Source organism: Geodermatophilus sp. SYSU D00079 (assembly GCF_054050635.1).
In genome coordinates, this window is sequence record NZ_JBJGZS010000004.1 from 172,761 (window position 1) to 194,660 (window position 21,900).

Below are 21,900 nucleotides of genomic sequence, written 5' to 3' on the forward strand. Positions count from 1 at the left end.
CGGTCGTGCTGGTCCTCGCCCTCGACACCGCCACGCCGACGCTCGTCGCCGGCCTCGCCCGGTGGTGCCCGGACGGCGCGACGGAGGTGCTGGCCGAGCGCTCGGTGCCCTCGGGCAACCGGCACGCCGAGCTGCTCACCGTCGCGGTCACCGAGGTGCTCGCCGAGGCCGGCCGCACGGTGGCCGACCTCGACGCGGTGGTGACCGGGCTGGGGCCCGGGCCGTTCACCGGCCTGCGGGTCGGGGTGGTCACCGCCGCCGCGCTGGCCGACGCGCGCGGCGTGCCCGCGGTCGGCGTCTGCTCGCTCGACGCGGTCGGGTCCGGAGCCCGGACCGTGGTCACCGACGCCCGTCGCAAGGAGGTCTACTGGGCCGCCTACGGGCCCGACGGCGCGCGCGTCGACGGGCCCGGCGTGGTGCGCCCGGAGGAGCTCCCCGTCGCCGGCCCGGTGGTGGGCGACGCCCGGTTCGCCGAGCGGCTGGGCGTGCCCGTCACCCCGGCCGACGTGACGACGGCGGGCCTGCTGCGGGCCGCGGCCGCCCAGCTGGCCGATCCGTCGTCCGCCGCACCGCTGGTGCCGCTGTACCTGCGCCGTCCGGACGCCGTCCCGCCGACGACCTTCAAGCCGGTGACCACCGCGTGAGCGCCCGGCTGCGGCCGATGCGGCCGGCCGACCTCGGCGCCGTCCTGGAGCTGGAGGAGGAGCTGTTCGCCCCCGACACCTGGACCGCGGCGATGTACCGCGACGAGCTGGCCCGCACCGACACCCGGTACTACCTGGTGGCCGAGGACGGCGACCGCGTCGTCGGGTACGCGGGCCTGATCGCCTACGACGACGAGGCGCACGTGGCCACCATCGGGGTGGCCGGCGACCGGCAGGGCGAGGGCATCGGGGCCGCGCTGTTGGACGCGCTGCTCGCCGAGGCCGACCGGCGCAGCCCGGTGGTGCTGCTGGAGGTGCGCGCCGACAACGAGCGGGCCCAGGGCCTGTACCGGCGGCGCGGGTTCACCGAGATCGGCCGGCGCCGGGGCTACTACCAACCGAGCGGCGCCGACGCCGTGGTGATGAGGCGGGAGAAGCTGTGAGCGGGGTGGGTGGGGACGCGATCGTCCTCGGGTTCGAGACCTCCTGCGACGAGACCGGGGTCGGCCTCGTCCGCGGGCAGACGCTGCTGTCGGACGCCCTGGCCACGTCGATGGCCGAGCACGAGCGCTTCGGCGGGGTCGTGCCGGAGATCGCCTCCCGGGCGCACCTGGAGGCGATGGTGCCCACCGTGCACCGCGCCCTGGCCGAGGCGGGCGTGCAGGCCTCCGACGTCGACGCGGTCGCGGTGACCGCCGGGCCGGGCCTCACCGGCGCGCTGCTGGTCGGGCTGGCGGCCGCCAAGGCCTACGCGCTGGCGCTGGGCAAGCCGCTGTACGGGGTGAACCACCTGGCCGCGCACGTCGCCGTCGACGAGCTGCAGCACGGCCGGCTGGCCGAGCCGTCGCTGGCGCTGCTGGTCTCCGGCGGGCACAGCTCGCTCCTGCTGGTGCCCGACCTCGCCCGCGAGGTGCAGTCCCTGGGCCGCACCGTCGACGACGCGGCGGGGGAGGCCTTCGACAAGGTCGCCCGCGTGCTCGGCCTGCCCTTCCCGGGTGGTCCGCCGATCGACCGGGCCGCGCGCGAGGGCGACCCCGCGGCGATCGACTTCCCCCGCGGGCTCACCGGCCCCCGCGACGCGCCGTACGACTTCTCGTTCTCCGGCCTGAAGACCGCCGTCGCCCGGTGGGTGGAGGCCCGCCAGCGGGCGGGGGAGCCGGTGCCGGTGGCCGACGTCGCGGCGTCCTTCCAGGAGGCGGTCGCCGACGTCCTGACGAGGAAGGCCGTGCGCGCCTGCCGGGACCACGGCGTGGACCACCTGGTGCTCGGCGGCGGGGTGGCGGCCAACTCCCGGCTGCGCGCGCTGGCCGAGGAGCGCTGCGCCGCGGCCGGCATCGTGCTGCGGGTGCCCAGCCCGCGGCTGTGCACCGACAACGGCGCGATGGTGGCCGCGCTCGGCTCCCGGCTGGTGGAGGCCGGCGTGGCCCCGTCGGCGCCGGACGTCGGCGCGGACAGCTCCCTGCCGATCGAGGTCGTCACCCGGTAGGGCCGCTGCCGCCACCGCTCGCGGGCCCGCGGCGGACCCTGCCGGGGTCGCCTAGGTGGGGCCGCAGACCAGGGCGGTGGGGGCGCCGGCGACCCGGGTGACGACGACGACCGCCGTGCCCGTGCCCGGCCCGCGCAGCTGCCGGGCCAGCTGCTCGGGCTCGATCGCCGAGCCGCGCTTCTTCACCACGACCCGCCCCACCCCGCGGGCCCGGAGCAGTGCCCTGAGCCGCTTGAGGTTGAACGGCAGCACCTCGTCCACCCGGTACGAGGCCACCCAGGGGGAGCCGGTGGGGGCGTCCGAGGTCAGGTAGGCGATGGTCGGGTCGACCAGCGTGGCGTCCAGGTCGGCGGCGACCAGGGAGACCAGCCCCGACCGGATCACCGCCGGGTCGGGCTCGTGCAGCCAGCCGCGCACCGGGCCCACCGGTGCCGGGCCCGGGTCGGCGTCCGCGGTGAGCTCGAGGACGGCGCCGTCGCGCACCAGCGCGGCGCGCCGCCACGTCGTCGACAGCGCCCGCCCCCACAGCAGCGCCTCGACGATCGAGCCGCCGGCCGACACCCACTCCGCCTCGACGCCGGCCGGCACCCGGTCGTGGTCCAGGCCCGGCGCCACCTTCACCACGGCGTGCGGCACGCGGTCCAGCAGCGCGGCGACCGTCGACCAGGGCGGTGACCACCGGTCGGGGTCCAGCTGCCGTCGTCCGCCGGCCCGGCGGGCGGGGTCCAGGACGGCGGCGGCGCACCCGGCCACCGTGCCGTCGGCGGCCGCGGCCACCAGGTCGACGACGTCGGCGTCGCGCACCGTGACCCGGTCGGCGACACCCAGGGCGGCGACGTTGGCGGCGGTCAGCTCCCGGGCCAGCGGGTCGCGGTCGACGGCGACCACGGAGGCGCCGGCCCGGGCGAGGGCCACGGTGTCGGTCCCGGACGCGCAGCCGAGGTCGGCGGCCGTGCGCGGGTCCCGGCCCAGCAGGCGGGCCGCCCGGCGGGCGGCCAGCGCCGGCCGGCCGGCCTGCTCCAGGGTGTCGGCGGTGAGGAACAGGACGTCGGCGTCGGCGCCGAACACCGGCCGGGCCCGAGCCCGCAGGCGGGCCAGCTCCCACGCCGGCCCGGCGTGCTGCGCGCCGACCTCGGCGCGCAGCCGGCCCAGGCCGCCCAGGAGGTCCGCGCCCCCGGCGAGCAGGTCCGCCGCCCGGCGGGCCGCCGCGGCACCCTCCGGCGTGCGCAGCCACCTGAGCTGGGCCAGCGCGTCGGGAGGTGACTCGGCGGGCACGGGGACAGCGTGACGCACGGGTCCGTACCCCGGTCCGGTGACCCGGTTGAGCGGCTGGCACTCTCATGGGTAGAGTGCCAATCGACACGGGCAGGCGCCTGACCCCCGCGACGGCAGGCCCGGCCCCCGTGCCACAGCATCAGCACCGACCCACCAGCCGTCCGACACCGAAGGGGGCGTCGCCGACGTGACGACCGCTACCAAGGTCACCATCAAGCCGCTGGAGGACCGTGTCGTGGTCCAGGCCAACGAGGCCGAGACCACCACCGCCTCCGGCCTGGTCATCCCGGACACCGCCAAGGAGAAGCCCCAGGAGGGCACCGTCGTCGCCGTGGGCCCCGGCCGCGTCGACGACAACGGCAACCGCGTCCCGCTCGACGTCAAGGTCGGCGACGTGGTCATCTACTCCAAGTACGGCGGCACCGAGGTCAAGTACGCCGGCGAGGAGTACCTGGTGCTCTCCGCCCGCGACCTGCTCGCCGTCGTGGAGAAGTAGAAGGACCCCGTCCTCCTCATCCCTCGCGAGCTCGGGACGAGCCTCGGGACGGGGCCAGCGCCTGGTCCCGTCCCGAGGGCGACCTGCCTCTGCACCGACCGCCCCGGCGACCCGAACACCGGGTCCCGGGGCGGTCGTCGTCCGACCCCCTGAACTCCCGTATCGGAAGGGCCCCATGGCCAAGATCATCAAGTTCAACGAGGACGCCCGCCGCGCGCTCGAGCGCGGTGTGGACAAGCTCGCCGACGCCGTCAAGGTGACCCTCGGCCCGCGCGGCCGCAACGTCGTCCTCGACAAGAAGTTCGGCGCGCCCACGATCACCAACGACGGCGTGACCATCGCCCGCGAGGTCGAGCTCGAGGACCCGTACGAGAACCTCGGCGCCCAGTTGGCCAAGAACGTCGCCACCAAGACCAACGACGTCGCCGGTGACGGCACCACCACCGCGACGGTGCTGGCCCAGGCCCTGGTGCACGAGGGCATGCGCAACGTCGCCGCCGGCGCGGGCCCCATGGCCCTCGGGACCGGCATGCGCGCCGCCGCCGAGGCCGTCTCCCGGGCCCTCGACGAGGTCGCGATCCCCGTTGCCGACCAGGCCGCCATCGCCGGCGTCGCCACGATCTCCGCGCAGGACGCCGAGGTCGGCCGGCTGATCAGCGAGGCCATGGAGAAGGTCGGCAAGGACGGCGTCATCACCGTCGAGGAGAGCAACACCCTCTCCACCGAGCTCGACGTGACCGAGGGCGTGCAGTTCGACAAGGGCTACCTCTCGCCCTACTTCGTCACCGACCAGGAGGCGATGGAGGCCGTCCTCGACGACGCCCTCGTCCTGCTGGTCAGCGGCAAGATCAGCGCCCTGGCCGACCTGCTCCCGCTGCTGGAGAAGGTGCTGTCCACCGGCGCCCGGCCGCTGCTCATCGTCGCCGAGGACGTCGAGGGCGAGGCGCTGTCCACCCTCGTCGTCAACTCGATCCGGAAGACGATCAAGGTCGTCGCCGTCAAGTCGCCGTACTTCGGCGACCGGCGCAAGGCGTTCATGACCGACCTCGCCGTCGTCACCGGCGGTCAGGTGGTCAGCGAGGACGTCGGCCTCAAGCTCGACCAGGTCGGCCTGGAGGTGCTCGGCACCGCGCGTCGCATCACCGTCGACAAGGACAACACCACCATCGTCGACGGCGGCGGCACGTCGCAGGCCATCGGCGACCGCGTGGCCCAGATCCGGCGCGAGATCGAGGCGACCGACTCCGACTGGGACCGCGAGAAGCTGCAGGAGCGGCTGGCCAAGCTCGCCGGCGGCATCGGCGTCATCCGCGTCGGTGCGGCGACCGAGGTCGAGATGAAGGAGAAGAAGCACCGCATCGAGGACGCCATCGCCGCCACCCGCGCCGCGGTGGAGGAGGGCGTCGTCCCCGGTGGTGGCTCGGCGCTCGTGCACGCGGCCGCCGCGATCGACTCCCTCGACCTCTCCGGTGACGAGCTGACCGGCGCCCGCGCCGTCCGTGCCGCCCTCGACGCCCCGCTGGTGCGGATCGCCGAGAACGCCGGCTTCGAGGGCCGGGTCGTCGTGGCCAAGGTGCGCGAGGCGGGCACGGGTACCGGCTTCAACGCCGCGACCGGCGAGTACGGCGACCTGGCCGCCCAGGGCGTCATCGACCCGGTCAAGGTCACCAAGGCCGCGCTGGGCAACGCCGTCTCGATCGCCGCGATGGTGCTGACCACCGACTCCGCCGTCGTCGAGGCTCCCGAGGAGGAGCACGACCACGCCGGCGCCGGGCACCACACCCACGGCCACTCGCACGGCCACGGGCACAGCCACTGAGGCAGCCCCACGACGATCAGGTGAGCTGATCGTCCCGGCTCCTGCCGCACACCTGGTGGTGCGGCAGGAGCCGGACCGTGCGGGGAGGACGTCGTCCCGCCCCCGCACGCACAGAGGGCCGGTCCAGCAGCTGCTGGACCGGCCCTCTGCCGTGTCTGGAGGGGGATCAGACCCCCGCGGCGACGGCGGCGGGCTCCGCGGCGATCAGCCGGGCCCGCTCCTCCTCGCTCATGCCGCCCCACACGCCGTACGGCTCGCGGACGGACAGCGCGTGCTTGAGGCACGCGTCGATGACGGGGCAGCGGGCGCACACGGCCTTGGCAGCCGCCTGGCGCCGGGCCCGGGCCGGGCCGCGCTCGCCGTCCGGGTGGAAGAACAGGGCCGTGCTCTCGCCACGGCAGGCTCCGTGCAGCTGCCAGTCCCAGACCTCGGCAACAGGGGTGGGGAGTCGGCGGATGTCGGCCATGAAGGTCCTCCTCGGCTCGGTGCGGGCCGGAGAAGGCGGTCCGGCTGCAAGGGGCCCGGTGCCCGAGGCCTCTGCGGGTCAAACACACCGTGACCCTGCATTTTCACGGTTCCCGTCTCCCCCCGCTGGGTGAGAGCCGCTGTCCTCACGCCCTGCACTCGATCAAGGTGGCTGCAGGTCGTGCCGAACTCCGGCGTGGGACACCCCACGGAGCGTCGGCACTGCCGGTGGCGACGGCGGTGCCCCGGGTGGGGTCTCCCGCCCGAGCGACACCCGGCCGGGGGATCCGGGCGGTGGGACCCGGTCGGCACCGCGCGGCCGGGAGAGCGAGGAGCAGGCGTGATCGACGACAGGATGCGCGGCCCGGGCCAGGGCACGACGACCGTGTGGGTCTACGACGAGCGTCGGCGGGTCCGCGACGACATCGCGGGCCGGCTGGTGGCGCTGCCGTTCGTGGGCCGGGTGGAGGTCGTCGGTGACGCCGCCGCCCTCATGTCCCGGCTGGCCACCCGACTGCCCGACGTGCTGCTCGTGGGCACCCAGCGGGCGCTGGACTCGGGCCTGACCGTCGCCACGCAGGCGCTGCGGGCCCACCCCCGGCTGCCCGTGCTGGTGCTCGGCGCCCCCGACGACGCCGAGAGCGTGCGGGCCGCCGTCGCGGTCGGTGCGCGCGGCTACCTGCGCTGGGACGCCACCGCCCTCGAGATGGGCCTGGGCCTGTCCCGGGTCGGCCTGCGGGTCGACGGCCGGGGCCCGGCCCCCGCGATCCCGCACCAGCCGGTGCCGCTGGCATCGGTCGGTGCCGCCACCGCCGGTCCCGCGTGGAGCGGTGCCACCCCGCTGGCCGGGGCCGCCCCGACGACGGTGCGCTCCACGGTGCGCGAGCCGGCAGCGGTCAGCCTGTCGATGCGCGAGATGCAGGTGCTCACCGGCATGAGCCAGGGCAAGAGCAACGCCCAGATCGGCCGTGAGCTCTACCTGTCCGAGGACACCATCAAGACCCACGCCCGGCGGCTGTTCCGCAAGCTGGGTGCGAAGGACCGCGCCGAGGCGGTGGCCACCGGCTTCCGCCGCGGCATGATGCAGTGACCCCGCGGCCCTGAGGGGCCGCGACGACGAGAGCCCCCGGTGCGCACGCGCCGGGGGCTCTCGTCGTGCCGGCTCCGGGCTGCGGACGGCACGTGGCCGGGGCGCGGCCCTCTCTCAGTCGTCGCGGGCGTGCTTGCCGGCGCGGCCGCTGCCGCCGGGCTCCTCGCGCTCGGCCAGGGCGGCGATCCCGTCGGCGTACCCGCTGGCGTAGTCCCAGCTGACGTAGTCGTCGGGGTCGGGGTCGAACGGCGGCTCGTGGCGGCCGGTCTGCCCCTCCTCGAGCAGCTGGCGCAGGTTGGCCTGCATGAGCGCCCAGTCGACGTGGTGTTCCTCGTCGCAGTCGGGGCAGTCCACGACGATGCCCTTGATGCCGGTGGGCTCCAGCAGGGTGCGGAACACCTCCAGTTCGGCGAGGTCGTCCAGGACGCCGGCCCGCTCCTCCATGGTCAGCGGCGGCGGACCTGGCTGGTCGGCGGGCCCGAAGTCGGGCCCGGATGCGTCGTCCCACGTACTCACGGCTCCCACGGTAGTGGCCTGACGGGCATCACATCGAGCGCGCGGTGTCGCCGCCTACGATCGAGAGGAGGCTCCCGCGCGCCCACCAGGGCGCCGGCCGATCCGGAGGGGTGGCGGCTTCGATGCAGCCCGACGAGTTCGTTCCCGAGCTGCCGGCGAAGTTCGCGCCGCTCGGGTTGACCTACGACGACGTCCTGCTGATCCCGGGTGCGTCCGACGTCGTGCCGGCCGAGGTGGACACCAGCAGCCAGCTCACGCGGGGCATCCGGCTGGCCGTGCCGCTGGTCTCCAGCGCGATGGACACCGTCACCGAGGCGCGCATGGCCATCGCCATGGCGCGGGTCGGCGGTGTCGGCGTCCTGCACCGCAACCTCGCCGCCGAGGAGCAGGCCGGCCAGGTCGACCTGGTCAAGCGCTCCGAGGCCGGCATGGTGACCAACCCGGTCACCTGCTCGCCGGACAACACCCTCGCCGAGGTCGACGCGCTGTCGGCGCGCTACCGCATCTCCGGTGCCCCCGTGGTCGACGCCGACGGCGTCCTCGTGGGCATCGTGACCAACCGCGACATGCGGTTCGAGACCGACCAGTCGGTGCTGGTCCGCGACGTGATGACGCCGATGCCGCTGGTGACCGCCCCGGTGGGGGTCGACCCCGACACCGCGCTGGCCCTGCTACGCAAGAACAAGATCGAGAAGCTGCCGCTGGTGGACGACGCCGGCCGGCTGCGCGGGCTGATCACCGTCAAGGACTTCGTCAAGCGCGACCAGTACCCCCACGCCACCAAGGACGTCGACGGCCGGCTCGTGGTCGGCGCGGCGCTCGGCGTGGGCGAGGACGCCTACAAGCGGGCCGGGCTGCTGGTCGACGCCGGGGTCGACGTGCTCGTCGTCGACACCGCCCACGGCCACCAGCGCGCGGTGCTGGACATGGTCGCCCGGGTGAAGAAGGACTTCGCCACCGTCGGCCACGGCGTCCAGGTGGTGGGCGGCAACGTCGCCACCCGCGCCGGTGCGCAGGCGCTCGTCGACGCGGGCGTGGACGCGGTCAAGGTCGGCGTCGGGCCCGGCTCCATCTGCACCACCCGGGTGGTCGCCGGCGTCGGCGTCCCCCAGGTCACCGCCATCTACGAGGCCGCGCTGGCCGCCCGGCCGGCCGGCGTCCCGGTCATCGCCGACGGCGGCCTGCAGTACTCCGGTGACATCGCCAAGGCGCTGGTGGCCGGGGCGTCGACGGTGATGATCGGCGGGCTGTTCGCCGGTGTCGAGGAGGCGCCGGGCGAGCTGGTGTTCGTCAACGGCAAGCAGTACAAGACCTACCGCGGCATGGGGTCGCTGGGCGCGATGCAGAAGCGCGGCAACCAGTCCTACAGCCGCGACCGCTACTTCGCCGACGACGTCCTCTCCGACGACAAGCTCGTCCCCGAGGGCATCGAGGGCCAGGTGCCCTACCGGGGCCCGCTGGCCGGCGTGGCCCACCAGCTCGTCGGCGGCCTGCGCGCCTCCATGGGCTACGCGGGCGCACAGACCGTGGAGGACCTGCAGGAGCGCGGTCAGCTGACCCGCATCACCTCGGCGGGCCTGGTCGAGAGCCACCCCCACGACATCCAGATGACCGTCGAAGCACCCAACTACCGGGGCCGGTGACCGGAATGCCCACGCGTGACACCGTCGAGATCGGGCTGAACCGCTTCGCCCGCCGCGGCTACGACCTCGACGAGGTCTCGATCGTGCCCTCGCGGCGCACCCGGGACGTCGACGACGTCTCGACCGCCTGGCAGATCGACGCCTTCCGCTTCGACATCCCGCTGGTGACCAGCCCCTCGGACGCCGTCGTCAGCCCCTCGACGGCGATCGCCGTCGGGCAGGCCGGTGGGCTCGGCGTGCTCAACGCCGAGGGCCTGTGGACCCGCTACGACGACCCCACCCCGGTCTACCGCCGGATCCGCGAGTCCGCGGCAGAGGGCGCCCCGCCGGTGTCGGTGCTGCAGGACGTCTACGGCGAGCCGGTGAAGCCGGACCTGATCACCGCGCGGATCAAGGAGATGCGCGACGCGGGGGTGACCACCGCCGTCCGGGTCTCCCCCCAGCACACCCAGCAGCTGGCGCCGGCGGTGCTGGCGGCCGGGGTGGACCTGCTGGTCATCCAGGGCACGATCGTCTCCGCCGAGCACGTCACCACGCAGGGCGGTGCGCTCAACCTCAAGGAGTTCATCGCCGACCTCGACGTCCCGGTGATCGTGGGCGGTGCGGCGAACTACCAGACCGCGCTGCACCTCATGCGCACCGGCGCCGCCGGCGTGATCGTGGGCGTGGGCGCCGACAGCTTCTCCACCGGTGACGCGGTCATGGGGGTCCGGGTGCCACTGGCCAGCGCGATCGTCGACGCCGCCGCCGCCCGCCGGGACTACCTCGACGAGACCGGTGGCCGGTACGTGCACGTGATCGCCAACGGCCGCATCGAGACCAGCGGCGCGATCGCCCGGGCCCTGGCCTGCGGCGCCGACGCCGTCCAGGTCGGTGAGCCGCTGCGCGCGGCGGCCGAGGCACCCGGTGGTGGCATCTGGTGGGACTCGGTCGCGGCGCACCCGCGGCTGCCCCGCGGCGGTGTGTCGGCGCCGATCCCGCCGGCCGGATCGCTGCACGACGTGCTCCTCGGCGCCGCGCAGACCGCCGACGGGCGGACCAACCTGTTCGGCGCGCTGCGCCGCACCATGGCCAAGACCGGCTACCGGGACCTCAAGGAGTTCCAGCGGGTCGACCTCGTGATCGGCGGCCGGGGCGACTGATGGAGTTCCCGACCGTCCTGGTCGTCGACTACGGCGCCCAGTACGCCCAGCTGATCGCCCGGCGGATCCGCGAGGCCGGCGTGTACTCGGAGATCGTGCCCTCCGACGTCCCGGCGGAGGAGATCGTCGCCCGCAAGCCGGCGGCGATCGTGCTGTCCGGCGGGCCGTCGAGCGTCTACGCCGAGGGCGCCCCGCAGGTGGACCCGACGCTGTTCGAGGCCGGCGTCCCGGCGTTCGGCATCTGCTACGGCTTCCAGGCGATGGCGCAGAGCCTCGGCGGGACGGTCGCGCACACCGGCGACCGCGAGTACGGGGGCACCCCGCTGACGGTCACCACGCAGGGCCGGCTGTTCGGCACGCTGCCGGTCGAGCAGTCGGTGTGGATGAGCCACGGGGACGCCGTCAGCGCCGCGCCCCCCGGGTTCACCGTGACCGCCACCTCCACCGGCGCTCCCGTCGCCGCCTTCGAGGACGTCGACCGCAAGCTCGCCGGCGTCCAGTTCCACCCCGAGGTGCGGCACACCGCGCACGGGCAGACGGTGCTCGAGCACTTCCTGTTCGACATCGCCGGGCTCGAGCCGACCTGGACGATGGCCAACGTCGTCGAGGAGCAGGTGGAGCGCATCCGTGCCCAGGTCGGCGACCGGCGGGCGCTGTGCGCACTGTCGGGCGGCGTGGACTCCGCGGTCGCCGCGGCGCTCGTCCAGCGGGCCATCGGCGACCGGCTGACCTGCGTGTACGTCGACCACGGGCTGATGCGCGAGGGCGAGACCGAGCAGATCGAGCGGGACTTCGTCGCCGTCACCGGCGCGGACCTGCGGGTGGTCGACGCCCGCGACCAGTTCCTCGACGCGCTGGCCGGGGTGAGCGACCCGGAGCAGAAGCGGAAGATCATCGGCCGGGAGTTCATCCGCGTCTTCGAGCAGGCCGCCCTCGACGTCGTCTCCGACGCGAAGGCGCACGGTGAGACCGTCGACTTCCTCGTGCAGGGCACGCTCTACCCCGACGTCGTCGAGTCCGGCGGCGGCACCGGGACGGCCAACATCAAGAGCCACCACAACGTCGGCGGCCTGCCCGAGGACCTCACCTTCACCCTCGTCGAGCCGCTGCGCACGCTGTTCAAGGACGAGGTGCGCGAGGTGGGCCTGCAGCTCGGCCTGCCCGAGTCGCTGGTGTGGCGCCAGCCGTTCCCGGGGCCGGGGCTGGGCATCCGGATCGTCGGCGAGGTCACCCGCGAGCGGCTGGACGTGCTGCGCCGGGCCGACGCGATCGCCCGCGCCGAGCTCACCGCGGCGAACCTGGACCGGGAGATCTGGCAGTGCCCCGTGGTGCTGCTGGCCGACGTCCGCTCGGTCGGCGTCCAGGGGGACGGGCGCACCTACGGGCACCCGGTCGTGCTGCGGCCGGTGTCCAGCGAGGACGCGATGACCGCCGACTGGACCCGGCTGCCCTACGACGTCCTGGCCCGCATCTCCACCCGGATCACCAACGAGGTGCCCGAGGTCAACCGGGTCGTCCTCGACGTGACCAGCAAGCCGCCGGGCACCATCGAGTGGGAGTAGGGGGGCCGCGGCGCCCTCGCTGAGGCGCGGCCGCGGCCCCTGCGCCGGGCCGGTCCCGGCACCCCACCCCGCCTTGTCAGCACCTCGGGGCAGGGTGGGGGCATGGCCTCGATCGCGCTGTTCCACTCCGTCCTCGGCGTCCGCCCCGGCATCACCGACGCCGCCGACCGGCTGCGGGCCGCCGGGCACGACGTCCTCGTCGTCGACCAGTACGGCGGACGGGTCTTCGACGACTACGCCGAGGCCGGCGCGCACGTCGAGGAGATCGGCTTCCCGGCGCTCATGCAGGCCGCCGTCGACGCCGTCCGGGAGCTGCCCGACGGCTTCGTCGCGGCCGGCTTCTCCAACGGCGCGGGCATGGCCGAGTACGTGGCCACGCAGCGGCGCTGCGCCGGCGTCCTGCTGTTCTCCGGTGCGCTGCCGCCGGCGGTCCTCGGGGTGGAGCAGTGGCCGGCGGGGGTGCCGGTGCAGGTGCACTCCGGCGAGCGGGACCCGTTCCGTGCCCAGGAGTGGCTCGACGCCTTCGTGGCCGACGTGCGCAGCGCCGGTGGGGACGTCGAGCTGGTCGAGCACCCGGTCGGCGGGCACCTGTTCACCGACCCGAGCCTGCCGGCGGAGTACGACGCGGCGGCCACGGAGGTGCTGTGGGCCCGGGCGCTGGCGTTCTGCGCCCGCGTCTCCGGCTGACGACGGCAGAGGGCCCGGGGAGCGACCGCTCCCCGGGCCCTCTGTCCGTCCACCCCTCCCGGTGCGTCAGCTCCGCCGGCGGCGGGCCTTGCGCACCTCGCTGACCAGCAGGGCCACGCCGGCGCCGATCAGCACCAGCCAGAGCAGGCCCCCGTCGTCGAACAGGTCGAAGGGGAACACCGCGCCGGCCATCAGGGAGATGGCCAGGACGACGAACACCAGGCCCGGGACCAGCGCGGTGAGGTCGATGCCCCGGCGCGGTGCCGGCGGGGGCGGGTCCTCGACCGGCAGCGGGGTGATGTCACCGAACGCGTGCTCCTGCCAGGCGGTGGGCGTCGTCGGGAACTCGCTGTAGTCAGGCACGGTCCACCTCCACGTCGCCGATGCCGGCGTTGATGGTCAGCACGATCTCGGGGTCGCCGTCGCCGGTCCAGGGGTCGGACCCGGTGCCGGCGTGGTAGCCGTCGGCCACGCCCCGGCCGAAGACGTCGACGTCGCCGATGCCGCTGGACACCTGCACCCGGACGTCGGCGGAGTCGGGGATCCAGACGTCCACGTCGCCGACCCCGGCGTCCACGCGGGTGGTGATCGGCCCGTCGAGGTCGGAGTAGTCGACGGCGGTGAGGTCCAGCACCGCGTCACCGACGCCGAGGTGGTACTCGGAGCGGACGTCCGCGGCGGTCAGTGGCCGGTAGGTGCGGTCGCCCACGCCCCCGTCGACGTCGCGCCACGGCTCGGCCGACACGACCATGAGCGCCACCGAGAGCAGGGCGCCGAGGGCGATCAGGCCGCCCTTGGCCCGCCGGCCCCCGGAGAACGCGGCCGCGACCAGGCCCAGGCCGACCACCAGGAGCGCCGGCCCCAGGATGAACTGCGGGTCGATCGACCAGTCGGTGAAGCGGCTGACCAGCACGAGCGTGCCGACGACGATGAGCAGGCCGGCCAGCGTGATCCCCGGGACCGGGGAGCGCGGACCACGGTCGGCGCGCTCCCAGCGGCGGGCGTCCCCCGCAGGTCCGGGCCGACCGGCCGGCATGAGCAGCCACAGCAGCAGGTAGACGGGGATGCCCGGGCCGGCGATGGCCAGGGCGACGAAGCCGACCCGCCACAGCAGCGTGTCGATGCCGGAGTACTCCGCCAGGCCGCCGGAGACGCCACCGATGACCTTGTCGGTGCGGCTGCGCCGCAGCGGCGGTCGGACCGGGGGACCCGGCGGGGGTGGCGGGTACTCCGCCATCGGCGGGTCGGACGGCGGGGGAGCGGGGGGTGCCGGGGGAGGAGGTGGTGCCGATGTCATGCGACGAGCCTGCGCCGCGGCGCCGCCCGCGGACATCAGGGAACGCCCCCAATCCACCCTGGTCCGGTACTCCAGGGTGATCACCGGTGTGACGCGGCGACCCGCGGTGCGACGATCGACAGCGTGACGACGACTGCCCTCGTGCCGCAGCGCCCGCCGCTGGCACGCCCGCGGTCGGGCCGGCTGCTGGCCGGTGTCGCCGCGGGCACGGCGGTCCACCTGAGGCTGGACCCGCTCGCGGTGCGCATCGGCTTCGTCGTCCTGGCCGTCACGGGCATCGGCGTCATCGCCTACGCGCTGCTGTGGTTCTTCATGCCGGTGGCGGACGTCGACGTCGCCCCCGAGGCGCTGGACCCGGCGACCGAGCCCAGCCGCCGGCAGACCCTCGGCCTCACCCTGCTGGGGTTCGGGGGCCTGGTGCTGGTCACCAACCTCGCCACGTGGGGCAACAGCGACCTCGTCGTCCCGCTGGTCCTCGTGGGTGCGGGGCTCGCGGTCATCTGGCGGCAGCTGGACACCGACCGCACCCTCGCCCGACCCGGTGTGCCGTGGGTGCTCGCCGGCGGCATCGCCCTCGGCGCGGCCGGGGTGGTGCTGCTGCTGGCCACCACCGGGCAGCTGGCCAACGCCCGCAACGGCTTCGCCGCCACCCTGGTGATCCTCGTCGGCATCGCGCTGGCCACCGCCCCGCTGTGGCGCCGGCTGCTCGCCTCGCGCGAGGCGGAGCGGACCGCGCGGGTGCGCTCGGAGGAGCGGGCCGCCGTCGCCGCCCACCTGCACGACTCGGTGCTGCAGACCCTCGCCCTCATCCAGCGCCACGCCGAGGACCCCAAGGCGGTGGCCCGGCTGGCCCGCAGCCAGGAGCGCGAGCTGCGCACCTGGCTCTACGAGCCGGAGAAGGCCGCCGGGGGCACCTGGGCGGCGCTGGTCGAGGGCATGGTCGCCGAGGTGGAGGCCGACCACGCGCTGACCGTCGAGTCCGTCGTGGTCGGGGACGCGCCGGTCGACGACGCGCTCGCCGCCCTCGGCGCGGCCACCCGGGAGGCCCTGGTCAACGCGGCCAAGCACTCCGGGGCCTCGTCGGCGGACCTCTACACCGAGGTCACGCCGCAGCGGATCGAGGTCTTCGTCCGCGACCGGGGCTCGGGGTTCGACCCGTGCGACGTGCCCGCCGACCGGCGCGGGCTGCGGGACTCGGTCACCGGGCGCCTGGCCCGCGTGGGCGGGACGGCGACGGTGCGCTCCGCGCCGGGAGAGGGGACCGAGGTCGAGATGTACCTGCCGAGGGAGGCCGCGTGAGCGAGGAGCGGGGGCCCCGCGTCTTCCTCGTCGACGACCACGCGATGGTGCGCTCGGGCGTGCGCACCGAGCTGGGCGACGCGGTGACGGTCGTCGGGGAGGCCGCGGACGTCGCGGGCGCGGTCGAGGGCATCCGGGCCACGGTGCCCGACGTCGTGCTGCTCGACGTCCACCTCCCCGGCGGCGGCGGCCACGCGGTGCTCGAGACGCTGCGCGCGGAGCTGCCGGGGGTGCGCTGGCTGGCGCTGTCGGTCTCCGACGCGGCCGAGGACGTCATCGCCGTCATCCGGGCCGGCGCCCGCGGCTACGTCACCAAGACCATCTCCGGGCCCGACCTGCGCGACGCGGTCCACCGGGTCGCCGACGGCGACGTGGTGTTCAGCCCGCGGCTGGCCGGCTTCGTGCTCGACGCCTTCGCCGCGACCTCGGCGTCGGCCCCCGTGCCGTCGGAGGACCCCGCCACCGACCCCGGCCTGGACCTGCTCAGCGCCCGCGAGCGGGAGGTCATGCAGCTGCTGGCCCGCGGCTACACCTACCGCGAGATCGGCTCCCGGCTGTTCATCTCGGTGAAGACCGTGGAGTCCCACGCCTCCAACGTGCTGCGCAAGCTCCAGCTGTCCAACCGCAACGAGCTCACCCGCTGGGCGGCGACCAACCGCCTGTTGTGACGCGGCGCTGCAGGCGCCCCCGCCGCGGCTCAGGCGAAGTGGCTCTTGTAGATGACGCCGTGGACGCCGACGGTCCGGTCGACCACCTGCGAGACCTCGAAGTCGGCCGCCGCCGAGAGGTATGCGTAGGCCACCGTCCGTTCCATGCCGAGGTCGGTCTCCAGGAAGTCGAGGGCGTTGACGACGGCCCGCCGCGCGGCGACGTCGAGGTCGACGAACTGCCCGTCGCGGTACCCGTCCGGGTCGGACAGCCCGATCGGCAGCCAGGCGTCCGGTGACTCGCCGAACGGGTAGCGGAAGGCCACCGACGGCGCGGTCCCGTCGCCCGGCTTGCAGACCGTCAGCCGGAAGGTCAGCCGCAGGGACCCCTCCAGCGCGGTGAGCGCCACCTCCCCGTGGCCCATCGACATGTGCGGGTCGCCCACCGAGAACAGGGCTCCCTCGGCGACCACCGGCACGTAGAACGCCGAGCCGACGTTCAGGCGGCGGATGTCGATGTTGCCGCCGCCGACGGTCGGCGGGATGGAGTTCACCAGCGGGTCGTCCAGAGCCGGCGCGTCGGACACGGTGGCCACCGCCATGAGCCCGGCGAAGCAGTCGACCGGCCAGGAGACCCGGCGGCCGGCGGCACCGACCGGCATCCACGCGCGGGTCTCCCCACCCCGGGCCCGCTCCAGCGGCGTGAACACCGAGACGTTGCCGTACCGCGTCGGGTCACCGGTGGCGCGCCCGTCGGTCTCGACCGGCGGCATGACCTCCGCGTCGGTGATCCCGCCCCCGGGGACGGCCAGCTGGCGGGCCAGCGCGCCCTTGCCGTGCCGGCTGGAGACCACGCCGTAGGGCACCCGGGGCAGCGCGGTGAGCGGCTCGATCTTCAGCACGTCGCCGGGCTGTGCGCCGTCCACGAAGACCGGACCGGTGACGACGTGCGGCCCGTCGGCGTCGAAGTCGCGCACGTGCTTGGCGTACCCGGACGCGATGGCGACCGCGTCGTCCAGCACCTGCTCGCGGGGGACGCCGTTGCCGCCGAACCAGGCCACGGGGTCGCGGCCCTGGTCCTCGAGGATGCCCTCGTGGCTCACCGTGTCGACGGTGACCGTGCTGCCCGAGCGGACGCGGGCCACGGGGGCGTCGCCGACGCGGGGCAGGTAGCCCCAGAGCACCTCCTCCGGCAGGGAGGAGACGTACACCTCCCCGTCGATGGGCCCCTGACCGGGCTGCAGGACCTCACCGGGCAGGCGGGTGCGCGGCGTCGCGGTGGCGGGCGACGCCGTGACCAGGCCCGTCCCCAGCGCGGCGCCGGCGGCCAGCGCGGCCTGGACGAACGTCCGCCGGCCGATGCCGCGCTCGACGACCTCCGCGGCGGTGGCCGGGTCGGGGCCGGTCTGGGGCGTGGTCTGCGTCATGGGTTCTCCCGTCCGCGCGGTGCTGGTCGGACGAGTCGAACGAACCGCTGGTTACGCCTGTGGAACTCGTGTTCCGTCTGGGTTTCCGGACGCGCGGCGGTTGCTCAGCGTCAGGCCGTGTACACCACGTGGAAGGCCTCGCCCAGGCGACCGGCGGGCAGGCCCAGGCGACGGCCGGTCTCCCGCATCCAGTCGGTGACGAACTCCTCGAGGTCGTCGCGGTGGCTGACCTGCGTGACGTGGCTGCGCAGCGCGGCGAACTTCAGCTCCACGACGTCGGTGACGTCGACGACGTGGTCGGCGCGTGGGCTGGCGGTCAGCCACACCTCCTCGACCGTCCACGCCTCCAGCCCCTCCTCCCCGAGCAGCTCGGGGAAGGCGAAGGGGTTGCGGGCGTCGGGGTAGACCGCCCGCATGGTCGACTCGCCGACGATCATGTGGTCGGGGTGGCTGGCCCCGACCCGCTCCCAGAACCGCTCCGGGGAGCTGGTCAGCACCCGCTGCGGCCGGACCTGCCGGATCACCCGGCTGATGTCGCGGCGCAGGTCGAGGGTGAGCTCCAGCCGCCCGTCGGGGTAGCCGAGGAACCGGACGTCGGTCACCCCGACCGCCTTGGCCGCCGCCTCCTGCTCCGCCCGGCGCAGCGGACCCATCTGGTCCCGCGGCGTCTCGTCGAACCCGCCGGCGTCCCCGTCGGTGACGATCAGGTAGGTGACCTCGGTGCCGGCCGCAGTCCACGTCGCGACGGTCCCGGAGCTGCCGAAGTCGACGTCGTCGGGGTGGGCCAGCACGCACAGGACGCGGTCGACGTGCTCGGCGGGACGGTGGGGGTGGGCAGCGGTCACCCGCCGGAGCCTAGGTGTCCGCGCGCCGGCCCGCGGAGCGCACCTGACCAGGGGTGCGGCACGGCAGGGTGGGGGGTTCCGTCCGGATCCGGCCCGGAGCACCCTGGCTGCTCGCGGGGGACGGTTCGCGGCGGCCCGCGCCGGCGGGTCGGCCGGGGGAGGAGCGGACATGGACCCGGACTTCGACAAGGCCCTGCAGCGGACGGCGGACGCGCTGGCGGCGATGGGTGCCGGTGACCCGGCCCCGTACGCGGCCCTGTGGCTGCGGTCGGACGACGTCACGCTGTTCGGCGCCTGGGGGCCGATCGAGAAGGGCCACGCCGACGTGACGGGCACCTTCGAGTGGGTGGGCAGCCGGTTCGGCGACGGGGCGCTCACCCCGACCAACGACGTCGTCCACGTGGCCGGGGACCTCGCCTACACCGTCGGCTCCGAGCACGGCGTGGTCCGGGTCGACGGCGGCGAGCGGCGCCCCATGACGCTGCGGGTCACCCACGTCTACCGCCGGGTGGACGGCGAGTGGTGGCTGACGCACCGCCACGCGGACTTCCCGCCCATGGACCCGCGCCGCGGGTAGCGGCGTCGGGGGTCGAGCTCAGAGGCGGCCGCGACCCTGGCGGAGCAGCATCATGCCGAGGGTCGCGCCGTCGCGGCCGAGCGCCTCCTGGAAGCGGGCGAGCACCTGCTGCTCGCGCGACAGTGAGAGGCGGGTGCCGCCCGCGGCCCGGCGCAGCTCACCGATCTGCTGCGACACGGCCAGCCGGCGCTGGACCAGCGCGATGATCTCCGCGTCGCAGGAGTCGATCTCCTCGCGCAGGTCGGCGATGCGCGCGTCGGCGTCGGTGGCGGTGGGGAGCGTGGCGGTCATGGGGTGTCCCTCCGGGGCTGCGGGAGGCCGTCGGACCCCGGGAACGAGAAACGCCCCGGGCTCCTCGGGCCCGGGGCGTCTGTTGCGGCGTGTGCTCAGCCAGCGGTGACGGACACCGGATCCCGGTGGCCGTAGTAAAAGCTGAGCGCGGTGAGCACGTCGAGGAGTGTGCCACGACGTCGTCGGTGATCGCCAGCAACCGCCGCGGTCGGCGTGGCGTCCGTCCCGTGGGCGCGTCACCCGTCCGAACTACAGTGGTGTCGTCATGAGCAGCGTCCAGCAGGCCCTCCCCGGTACCGCCGCCCTCCAGCGCTCCGCCTCCGGCTCGGTGGGCCGGGAGCTGGACCGCATGCTCGCCGGGCTCAACGGCCCGCAGCGGCAGGCCGTCGTCCACGAGGGCAGCCCGCTGCTCATCGTCGCCGGCGCCGGCTCGGGCAAGACCCGGGTGCTCGCCCACCGGATCGCCTACCTGCTCGGTGCCCGCGGGGCGCAGCCGGGGGAGATCCTCGCGATCACGTTCACCAACAAGGCCGCGGGCGAGATGAAGGAGCGCGTGGCGCACCTGGTCGGACCGCGCGCCCGCGCCATGTGGGTGTCGACGTTCCACTCGATGTGCGTGCGCATCCTGCGCGCCGAGGCCGGCAAGCTCGGCATGAAGTCGTCGTTCACGATCTACGACCAGGGCGACTCGGTCCGCTTGATGACCATGGTCGCCCGCGACCTCGACCTCGACGCCAAGCGCTACCCCGGCCGCAGCCTCGCCGCCCAGGTGTCGAACCTGAAGAACGAGCTCGTCGACGAGGAGAGCTACGTCCCCGGCACGGCGCCGGAGAAGGTGCTGGCCGAGGCCTACCGGCTCTACCAGCGGCGGCTGCGCGAGGCGCACGCCATGGACTTCGACGACCTGATCATGACGACGGTCCACCTGCTGCAGGCCTTCCCCGACGTCGCCGAGCACTACCGCCGCCGCTTCCGGCACGTGCTGGTCGACGAGTACCAGGACACCAACCACGCGCAGTACGTGCTGGTCCGCGAGCTGGTGGGTCCGGAGGGTGGCGCCGTCCCGCCGGCCGAGCTGTGCGTCGTCGGTGACGCCGACCAGTCGATCTACGCCTTCCGCGGCGCCACGATCCGCAACATCGACGAGTTCGAGCGCGACTACCCGCAGGCGACGACGATCCTGCTGGAGCAGAACTACCGCTCCACCCAGCGCATCCTCAAGGCGGCCAACCAGGTCATCGCGAAGAACACCGGCCGGCGTCCGAAGAACCTCTGGACCGACGCCGGGGACGGCGAGCTGATCGAGGGCTACGTCGCCGAGAACGAGCACGACGAGGCCGCCTGGGTCGCCGAGCAGATCGACGCGCTGGTCGACGAGGGCACGGCCAAGCCCAAGGACATCGCCGTCTTCTACCGCACCAACAACGCCTCCCGCGTCTTCGAGGAGGTGTTCATCCGCGTCGGCATGCCCTACAAGGTCGTCGGCGGGGTGCGCTTCTACGAGCGCAAGGAGGTCCGCGACGCGCTGGCCTACCTCAAGGTGGTCGCCAACCCGGCCGACGTCGTCAGCCTGCGCCGCGTGGTCAACGTGCCCAAGCGGGGGATCGGCGAGAAGGCGGAGTCCTGCATCGAGAGCTTCGCCGACCGGGAGCGCATCGCCTTCGCCAGCGCGCTGCGGCGCTGCTCGGAGGTCACCACCCTCGCGCCGCGGTCGCTCAAGGCCATCCAGGAGTTCGTCGCGCTGCTCGAGGAGTTCGAGAACCTGGTCGAGACCGGCTCGGGCCCCGCCGCGCTGCTGGAGAGCATCCTCGACCGCACCGGTTACCTGACCGAGCTCCAGGCCAGCACCGACCCGCAGGACGAGGGCCGCGTCGACAACCTCAACGAGCTCATCTCCGTGGCCGCGGAGTTCGAGGCGGCCAACCCCGGCGGCTCGGTCACCGACTTCCTGGAGCAGGTGTCGCTGGTGGCCGACGCCGACCAGATCCCCGTCGCGGGTGACGAGGCGGGCGTGGTCACGATGATGACGCTGCACACGGCCAAGGGCCTGGAGTTCCCGGTCGTCTTCCTCACCGGCATGGAGGACGGCGTCTTCCCGCACCTGCGGGCGCTGGGCGACCCGCGGGAACTGGAGGAGGAGCGCCGGCTGGCCTACGTCGGCATCACCCGGGCGCAGCAGCGGCTGTTCATCTCCCGGGCCACGGTGCGCACCAGCTGGGGGCAGCCGGCGTACAACCCGCCGTCCCGCTTCCTCGACGAGCTGCCCTCCGACACGGTCCAGTGGGCGGGCAAGGAGCCGGCCCCCGCGCCGAGCACCGGGTACCGCTCGGCGCAGACGCGGGTCGCGGCCACCGGGCTGTCCACCGGCGGGCTTCGGGGCGGTGCGGGCAACCGGCCGGTCATCTCCGTGGAGGTGGGCGACCGGGTCAGCCACGACGCGTTCGGGCTGGGCACCGTCGTGGAGGTCACCGGCGCCGGCGACAAGGCCCAGGCGACCGTGGACTTCGGCTCGGGCGGCACCAAGCGCCTCGTCCTGCGCTACGCCCCGCTCGTCAAGCTCTGACCCGGCGGTCCTGGGGCCGCACCGCGGTCACGTGCGCGCCGACGGTGGCCGGCCGCCGTCGAGGCACCACTCCAGCGGGGCCTCGGGGACGCGCAGCCCCCGGTGCAGCGGTGGTGACCACCGCGAGTC

General features: G+C 74.5%; 22 protein-coding genes. 14 read left to right on the forward strand and 8 right to left on the reverse strand.

All coding sequences use genetic code 11. The annotated features are described in order from the left end of the window. Window positions 1–5 precede the first annotated feature (5 nt). The 3 genes from tsaB to tsaD are packed head-to-tail and all read left to right on the forward strand — an operon-like array spanning window position 6 to window position 2,130. On the forward strand, window positions 6–644 hold the full coding sequence (gene tsaB, locus ACI79E_RS05945; protein ID WP_456931603.1) for a tRNA (adenosine(37)-N6)-threonylcarbamoyltransferase complex dimerization subunit type 1 TsaB: 639 nt from the start codon (window positions 6–8) through the stop codon (window positions 642–644). After that, a complete protein-coding gene (gene rimI, locus ACI79E_RS05950; RefSeq protein WP_456931604.1) occupies window positions 641–1,087 on the forward strand; it encodes a ribosomal protein S18-alanine N-acetyltransferase in 447 nt (148 codons plus the stop codon). Before tsaB ends, rimI begins: the two co-directional genes overlap by 4 nt. Then, window positions 1,084–2,130: a tRNA (adenosine(37)-N6)-threonylcarbamoyltransferase complex transferase subunit TsaD gene (gene tsaD / locus ACI79E_RS05955; RefSeq protein WP_456931605.1), complete on the forward strand. Its 1,047-nt coding sequence runs from the start codon at window positions 1,084–1,086 to the stop codon at window positions 2,128–2,130. The genes rimI and tsaD overlap by 4 nt, the downstream gene beginning before the upstream one ends. A gap of 51 nt (window positions 2,131–2,181) precedes the next feature. Here tsaD and ACI79E_RS05960 read toward each other — a convergent pair whose 3' ends face one another. After that, entirely contained in the window at window positions 2,182–3,405 is a 1,224-nt protein-coding gene (locus ACI79E_RS05960) for a class I SAM-dependent methyltransferase (protein ID WP_456931606.1), read from the reverse strand. A 187-nt stretch (window positions 3,406–3,592) separates the two neighbouring features. Between ACI79E_RS05960 and groES the strand changes: the two genes are divergently transcribed. Next, on the forward strand, window positions 3,593–3,901 hold the full coding sequence (groES, locus tag ACI79E_RS05965; RefSeq protein WP_097205740.1) for a co-chaperone GroES: 309 nt from the start codon (window positions 3,593–3,595) through the stop codon (window positions 3,899–3,901). A gap of 175 nt (window positions 3,902–4,076) precedes the next feature. Continuing rightward, window positions 4,077–5,720, forward strand: a complete 1,644-nt coding sequence (gene groL, locus ACI79E_RS05970; RefSeq protein ID WP_456931607.1) for a chaperonin GroEL — start codon at window positions 4,077–4,079, stop codon at window positions 5,718–5,720. Between the two features lie 166 nt (window positions 5,721–5,886). Here the strand turns inward: groL and ACI79E_RS05975 are convergent, their stop codons facing one another. Then, window positions 5,887–6,186, reverse strand: a complete 300-nt coding sequence (locus ACI79E_RS05975; protein WP_456847850.1) for a WhiB family transcriptional regulator — start codon at window positions 6,184–6,186, stop codon at window positions 5,887–5,889. A gap of 339 nt (window positions 6,187–6,525) precedes the next feature. On the opposite strand from ACI79E_RS05975, the gene ACI79E_RS05980 reads away from it, so the two are divergent. After that, window positions 6,526–7,275: a LuxR C-terminal-related transcriptional regulator gene (locus tag ACI79E_RS05980; protein ID WP_456931608.1), complete on the forward strand. Its 750-nt coding sequence runs from the start codon at window positions 6,526–6,528 to the stop codon at window positions 7,273–7,275. 114 nt (window positions 7,276–7,389) lie between these two features. Here the strand turns inward: ACI79E_RS05980 and ACI79E_RS05985 are convergent, their stop codons facing one another. Continuing rightward, window positions 7,390–7,791: a DUF5319 family protein gene (locus ACI79E_RS05985; RefSeq protein WP_456931609.1), complete on the reverse strand. Its 402-nt coding sequence runs from the start codon at window positions 7,789–7,791 to the stop codon at window positions 7,390–7,392. 122 nt (window positions 7,792–7,913) lie between these two features. On the opposite strand from ACI79E_RS05985, the gene guaB reads away from it, so the two are divergent. The 4 genes from guaB (at window position 7,914) to ACI79E_RS06005 (ending at window position 12,825) form a co-directional block, all read left to right on the forward strand. Further along, complete coding sequence (gene guaB, locus ACI79E_RS05990; RefSeq protein WP_456931610.1) at window positions 7,914–9,434, forward strand: IMP dehydrogenase; 1,521 nt, start codon at window positions 7,914–7,916, stop codon at window positions 9,432–9,434. 5 nt (window positions 9,435–9,439) lie between these two features. Beyond that, window positions 9,440–10,576 (forward strand): GuaB3 family IMP dehydrogenase-related protein, encoded by a 1,137-nt coding sequence (locus ACI79E_RS05995; RefSeq protein WP_456931611.1) that lies wholly within the window; start codon window positions 9,440–9,442, stop codon window positions 10,574–10,576. Next, complete coding sequence (gene guaA / locus ACI79E_RS06000; RefSeq protein WP_456931612.1) at window positions 10,576–12,138, forward strand: glutamine-hydrolyzing GMP synthase; 1,563 nt, start codon at window positions 10,576–10,578, stop codon at window positions 12,136–12,138. The genes ACI79E_RS05995 and guaA overlap by 1 nt, the downstream gene beginning before the upstream one ends. Window positions 12,139–12,240: 102 nt before the next feature. Continuing rightward, window positions 12,241–12,825 (forward strand): dienelactone hydrolase family protein, encoded by a 585-nt coding sequence (locus ACI79E_RS06005; protein WP_456931613.1) that lies wholly within the window; start codon window positions 12,241–12,243, stop codon window positions 12,823–12,825. A gap of 66 nt (window positions 12,826–12,891) precedes the next feature. Here ACI79E_RS06005 and ACI79E_RS06010 read toward each other — a convergent pair whose 3' ends face one another. Both ACI79E_RS06010 and ACI79E_RS06015 read right to left on the reverse strand, forming a co-directional pair. Beyond that, window positions 12,892–13,188 (reverse strand): hypothetical protein, encoded by a 297-nt coding sequence (locus ACI79E_RS06010; RefSeq protein ID WP_456931614.1) that lies wholly within the window; start codon window positions 13,186–13,188, stop codon window positions 12,892–12,894. Beyond that, the gene (locus ACI79E_RS06015; RefSeq protein ID WP_456931615.1) at window positions 13,181–14,062 is read right to left on the reverse strand and encodes a PspC domain-containing protein; all 882 of its coding nucleotides are present in this window, start codon (window positions 14,060–14,062) and stop codon (window positions 13,181–13,183) included. Before ACI79E_RS06015 ends, ACI79E_RS06010 begins: the two co-directional genes overlap by 8 nt. A 183-nt stretch (window positions 14,063–14,245) precedes the next feature. Here ACI79E_RS06015 and ACI79E_RS06020 point away from each other — a divergent pair, with 183 nt between their 5' ends. After that, window positions 14,246–15,421 (forward strand): ATP-binding protein, encoded by a 1,176-nt coding sequence (locus ACI79E_RS06020; RefSeq protein WP_456931616.1) that lies wholly within the window; start codon window positions 14,246–14,248, stop codon window positions 15,419–15,421. Beyond that, the gene (locus ACI79E_RS06025; RefSeq protein ID WP_456931617.1) at window positions 15,418–16,089 is read left to right on the forward strand and encodes a response regulator; all 672 of its coding nucleotides are present in this window, start codon (window positions 15,418–15,420) and stop codon (window positions 16,087–16,089) included. The genes ACI79E_RS06020 and ACI79E_RS06025 overlap by 4 nt, the downstream gene beginning before the upstream one ends. Window positions 16,090–16,118: 29 nt before the next feature. On the opposite strand, the gene ACI79E_RS06030 is transcribed toward ACI79E_RS06025, so the two are convergent. Both ACI79E_RS06030 and ACI79E_RS06035 read right to left on the reverse strand, forming a co-directional pair. Beyond that, window positions 16,119–17,495: an acetamidase/formamidase family protein gene (locus tag ACI79E_RS06030; protein ID WP_456931618.1), complete on the reverse strand. Its 1,377-nt coding sequence runs from the start codon at window positions 17,493–17,495 to the stop codon at window positions 16,119–16,121. A gap of 110 nt (window positions 17,496–17,605) precedes the next feature. After that, window positions 17,606–18,340: a PIG-L deacetylase family protein gene (locus ACI79E_RS06035; RefSeq protein WP_456931619.1), complete on the reverse strand. Its 735-nt coding sequence runs from the start codon at window positions 18,338–18,340 to the stop codon at window positions 17,606–17,608. Between the two features lie 169 nt (window positions 18,341–18,509). Here ACI79E_RS06035 and ACI79E_RS06040 point away from each other — a divergent pair, with 169 nt between their 5' ends. After that, window positions 18,510–18,917, forward strand: a complete 408-nt coding sequence (locus ACI79E_RS06040; RefSeq protein WP_456931620.1) for a YybH family protein — start codon at window positions 18,510–18,512, stop codon at window positions 18,915–18,917. An 18-nt stretch (window positions 18,918–18,935) separates the two neighbouring features. Here the strand turns inward: ACI79E_RS06040 and ACI79E_RS06045 are convergent, their stop codons facing one another. Beyond that, the gene (locus ACI79E_RS06045) at window positions 18,936–19,208 is read right to left on the reverse strand and encodes a chorismate mutase (RefSeq protein WP_456931621.1); all 273 of its coding nucleotides are present in this window, start codon (window positions 19,206–19,208) and stop codon (window positions 18,936–18,938) included. A gap of 265 nt (window positions 19,209–19,473) precedes the next feature. On the opposite strand from ACI79E_RS06045, the gene pcrA reads away from it, so the two are divergent. Beyond that, entirely contained in the window at window positions 19,474–21,771 is a 2,298-nt protein-coding gene (gene pcrA / locus ACI79E_RS06050) for a DNA helicase PcrA (RefSeq protein WP_456931622.1), read from the forward strand. Window positions 21,772–21,900 lie beyond the last annotated feature (129 nt).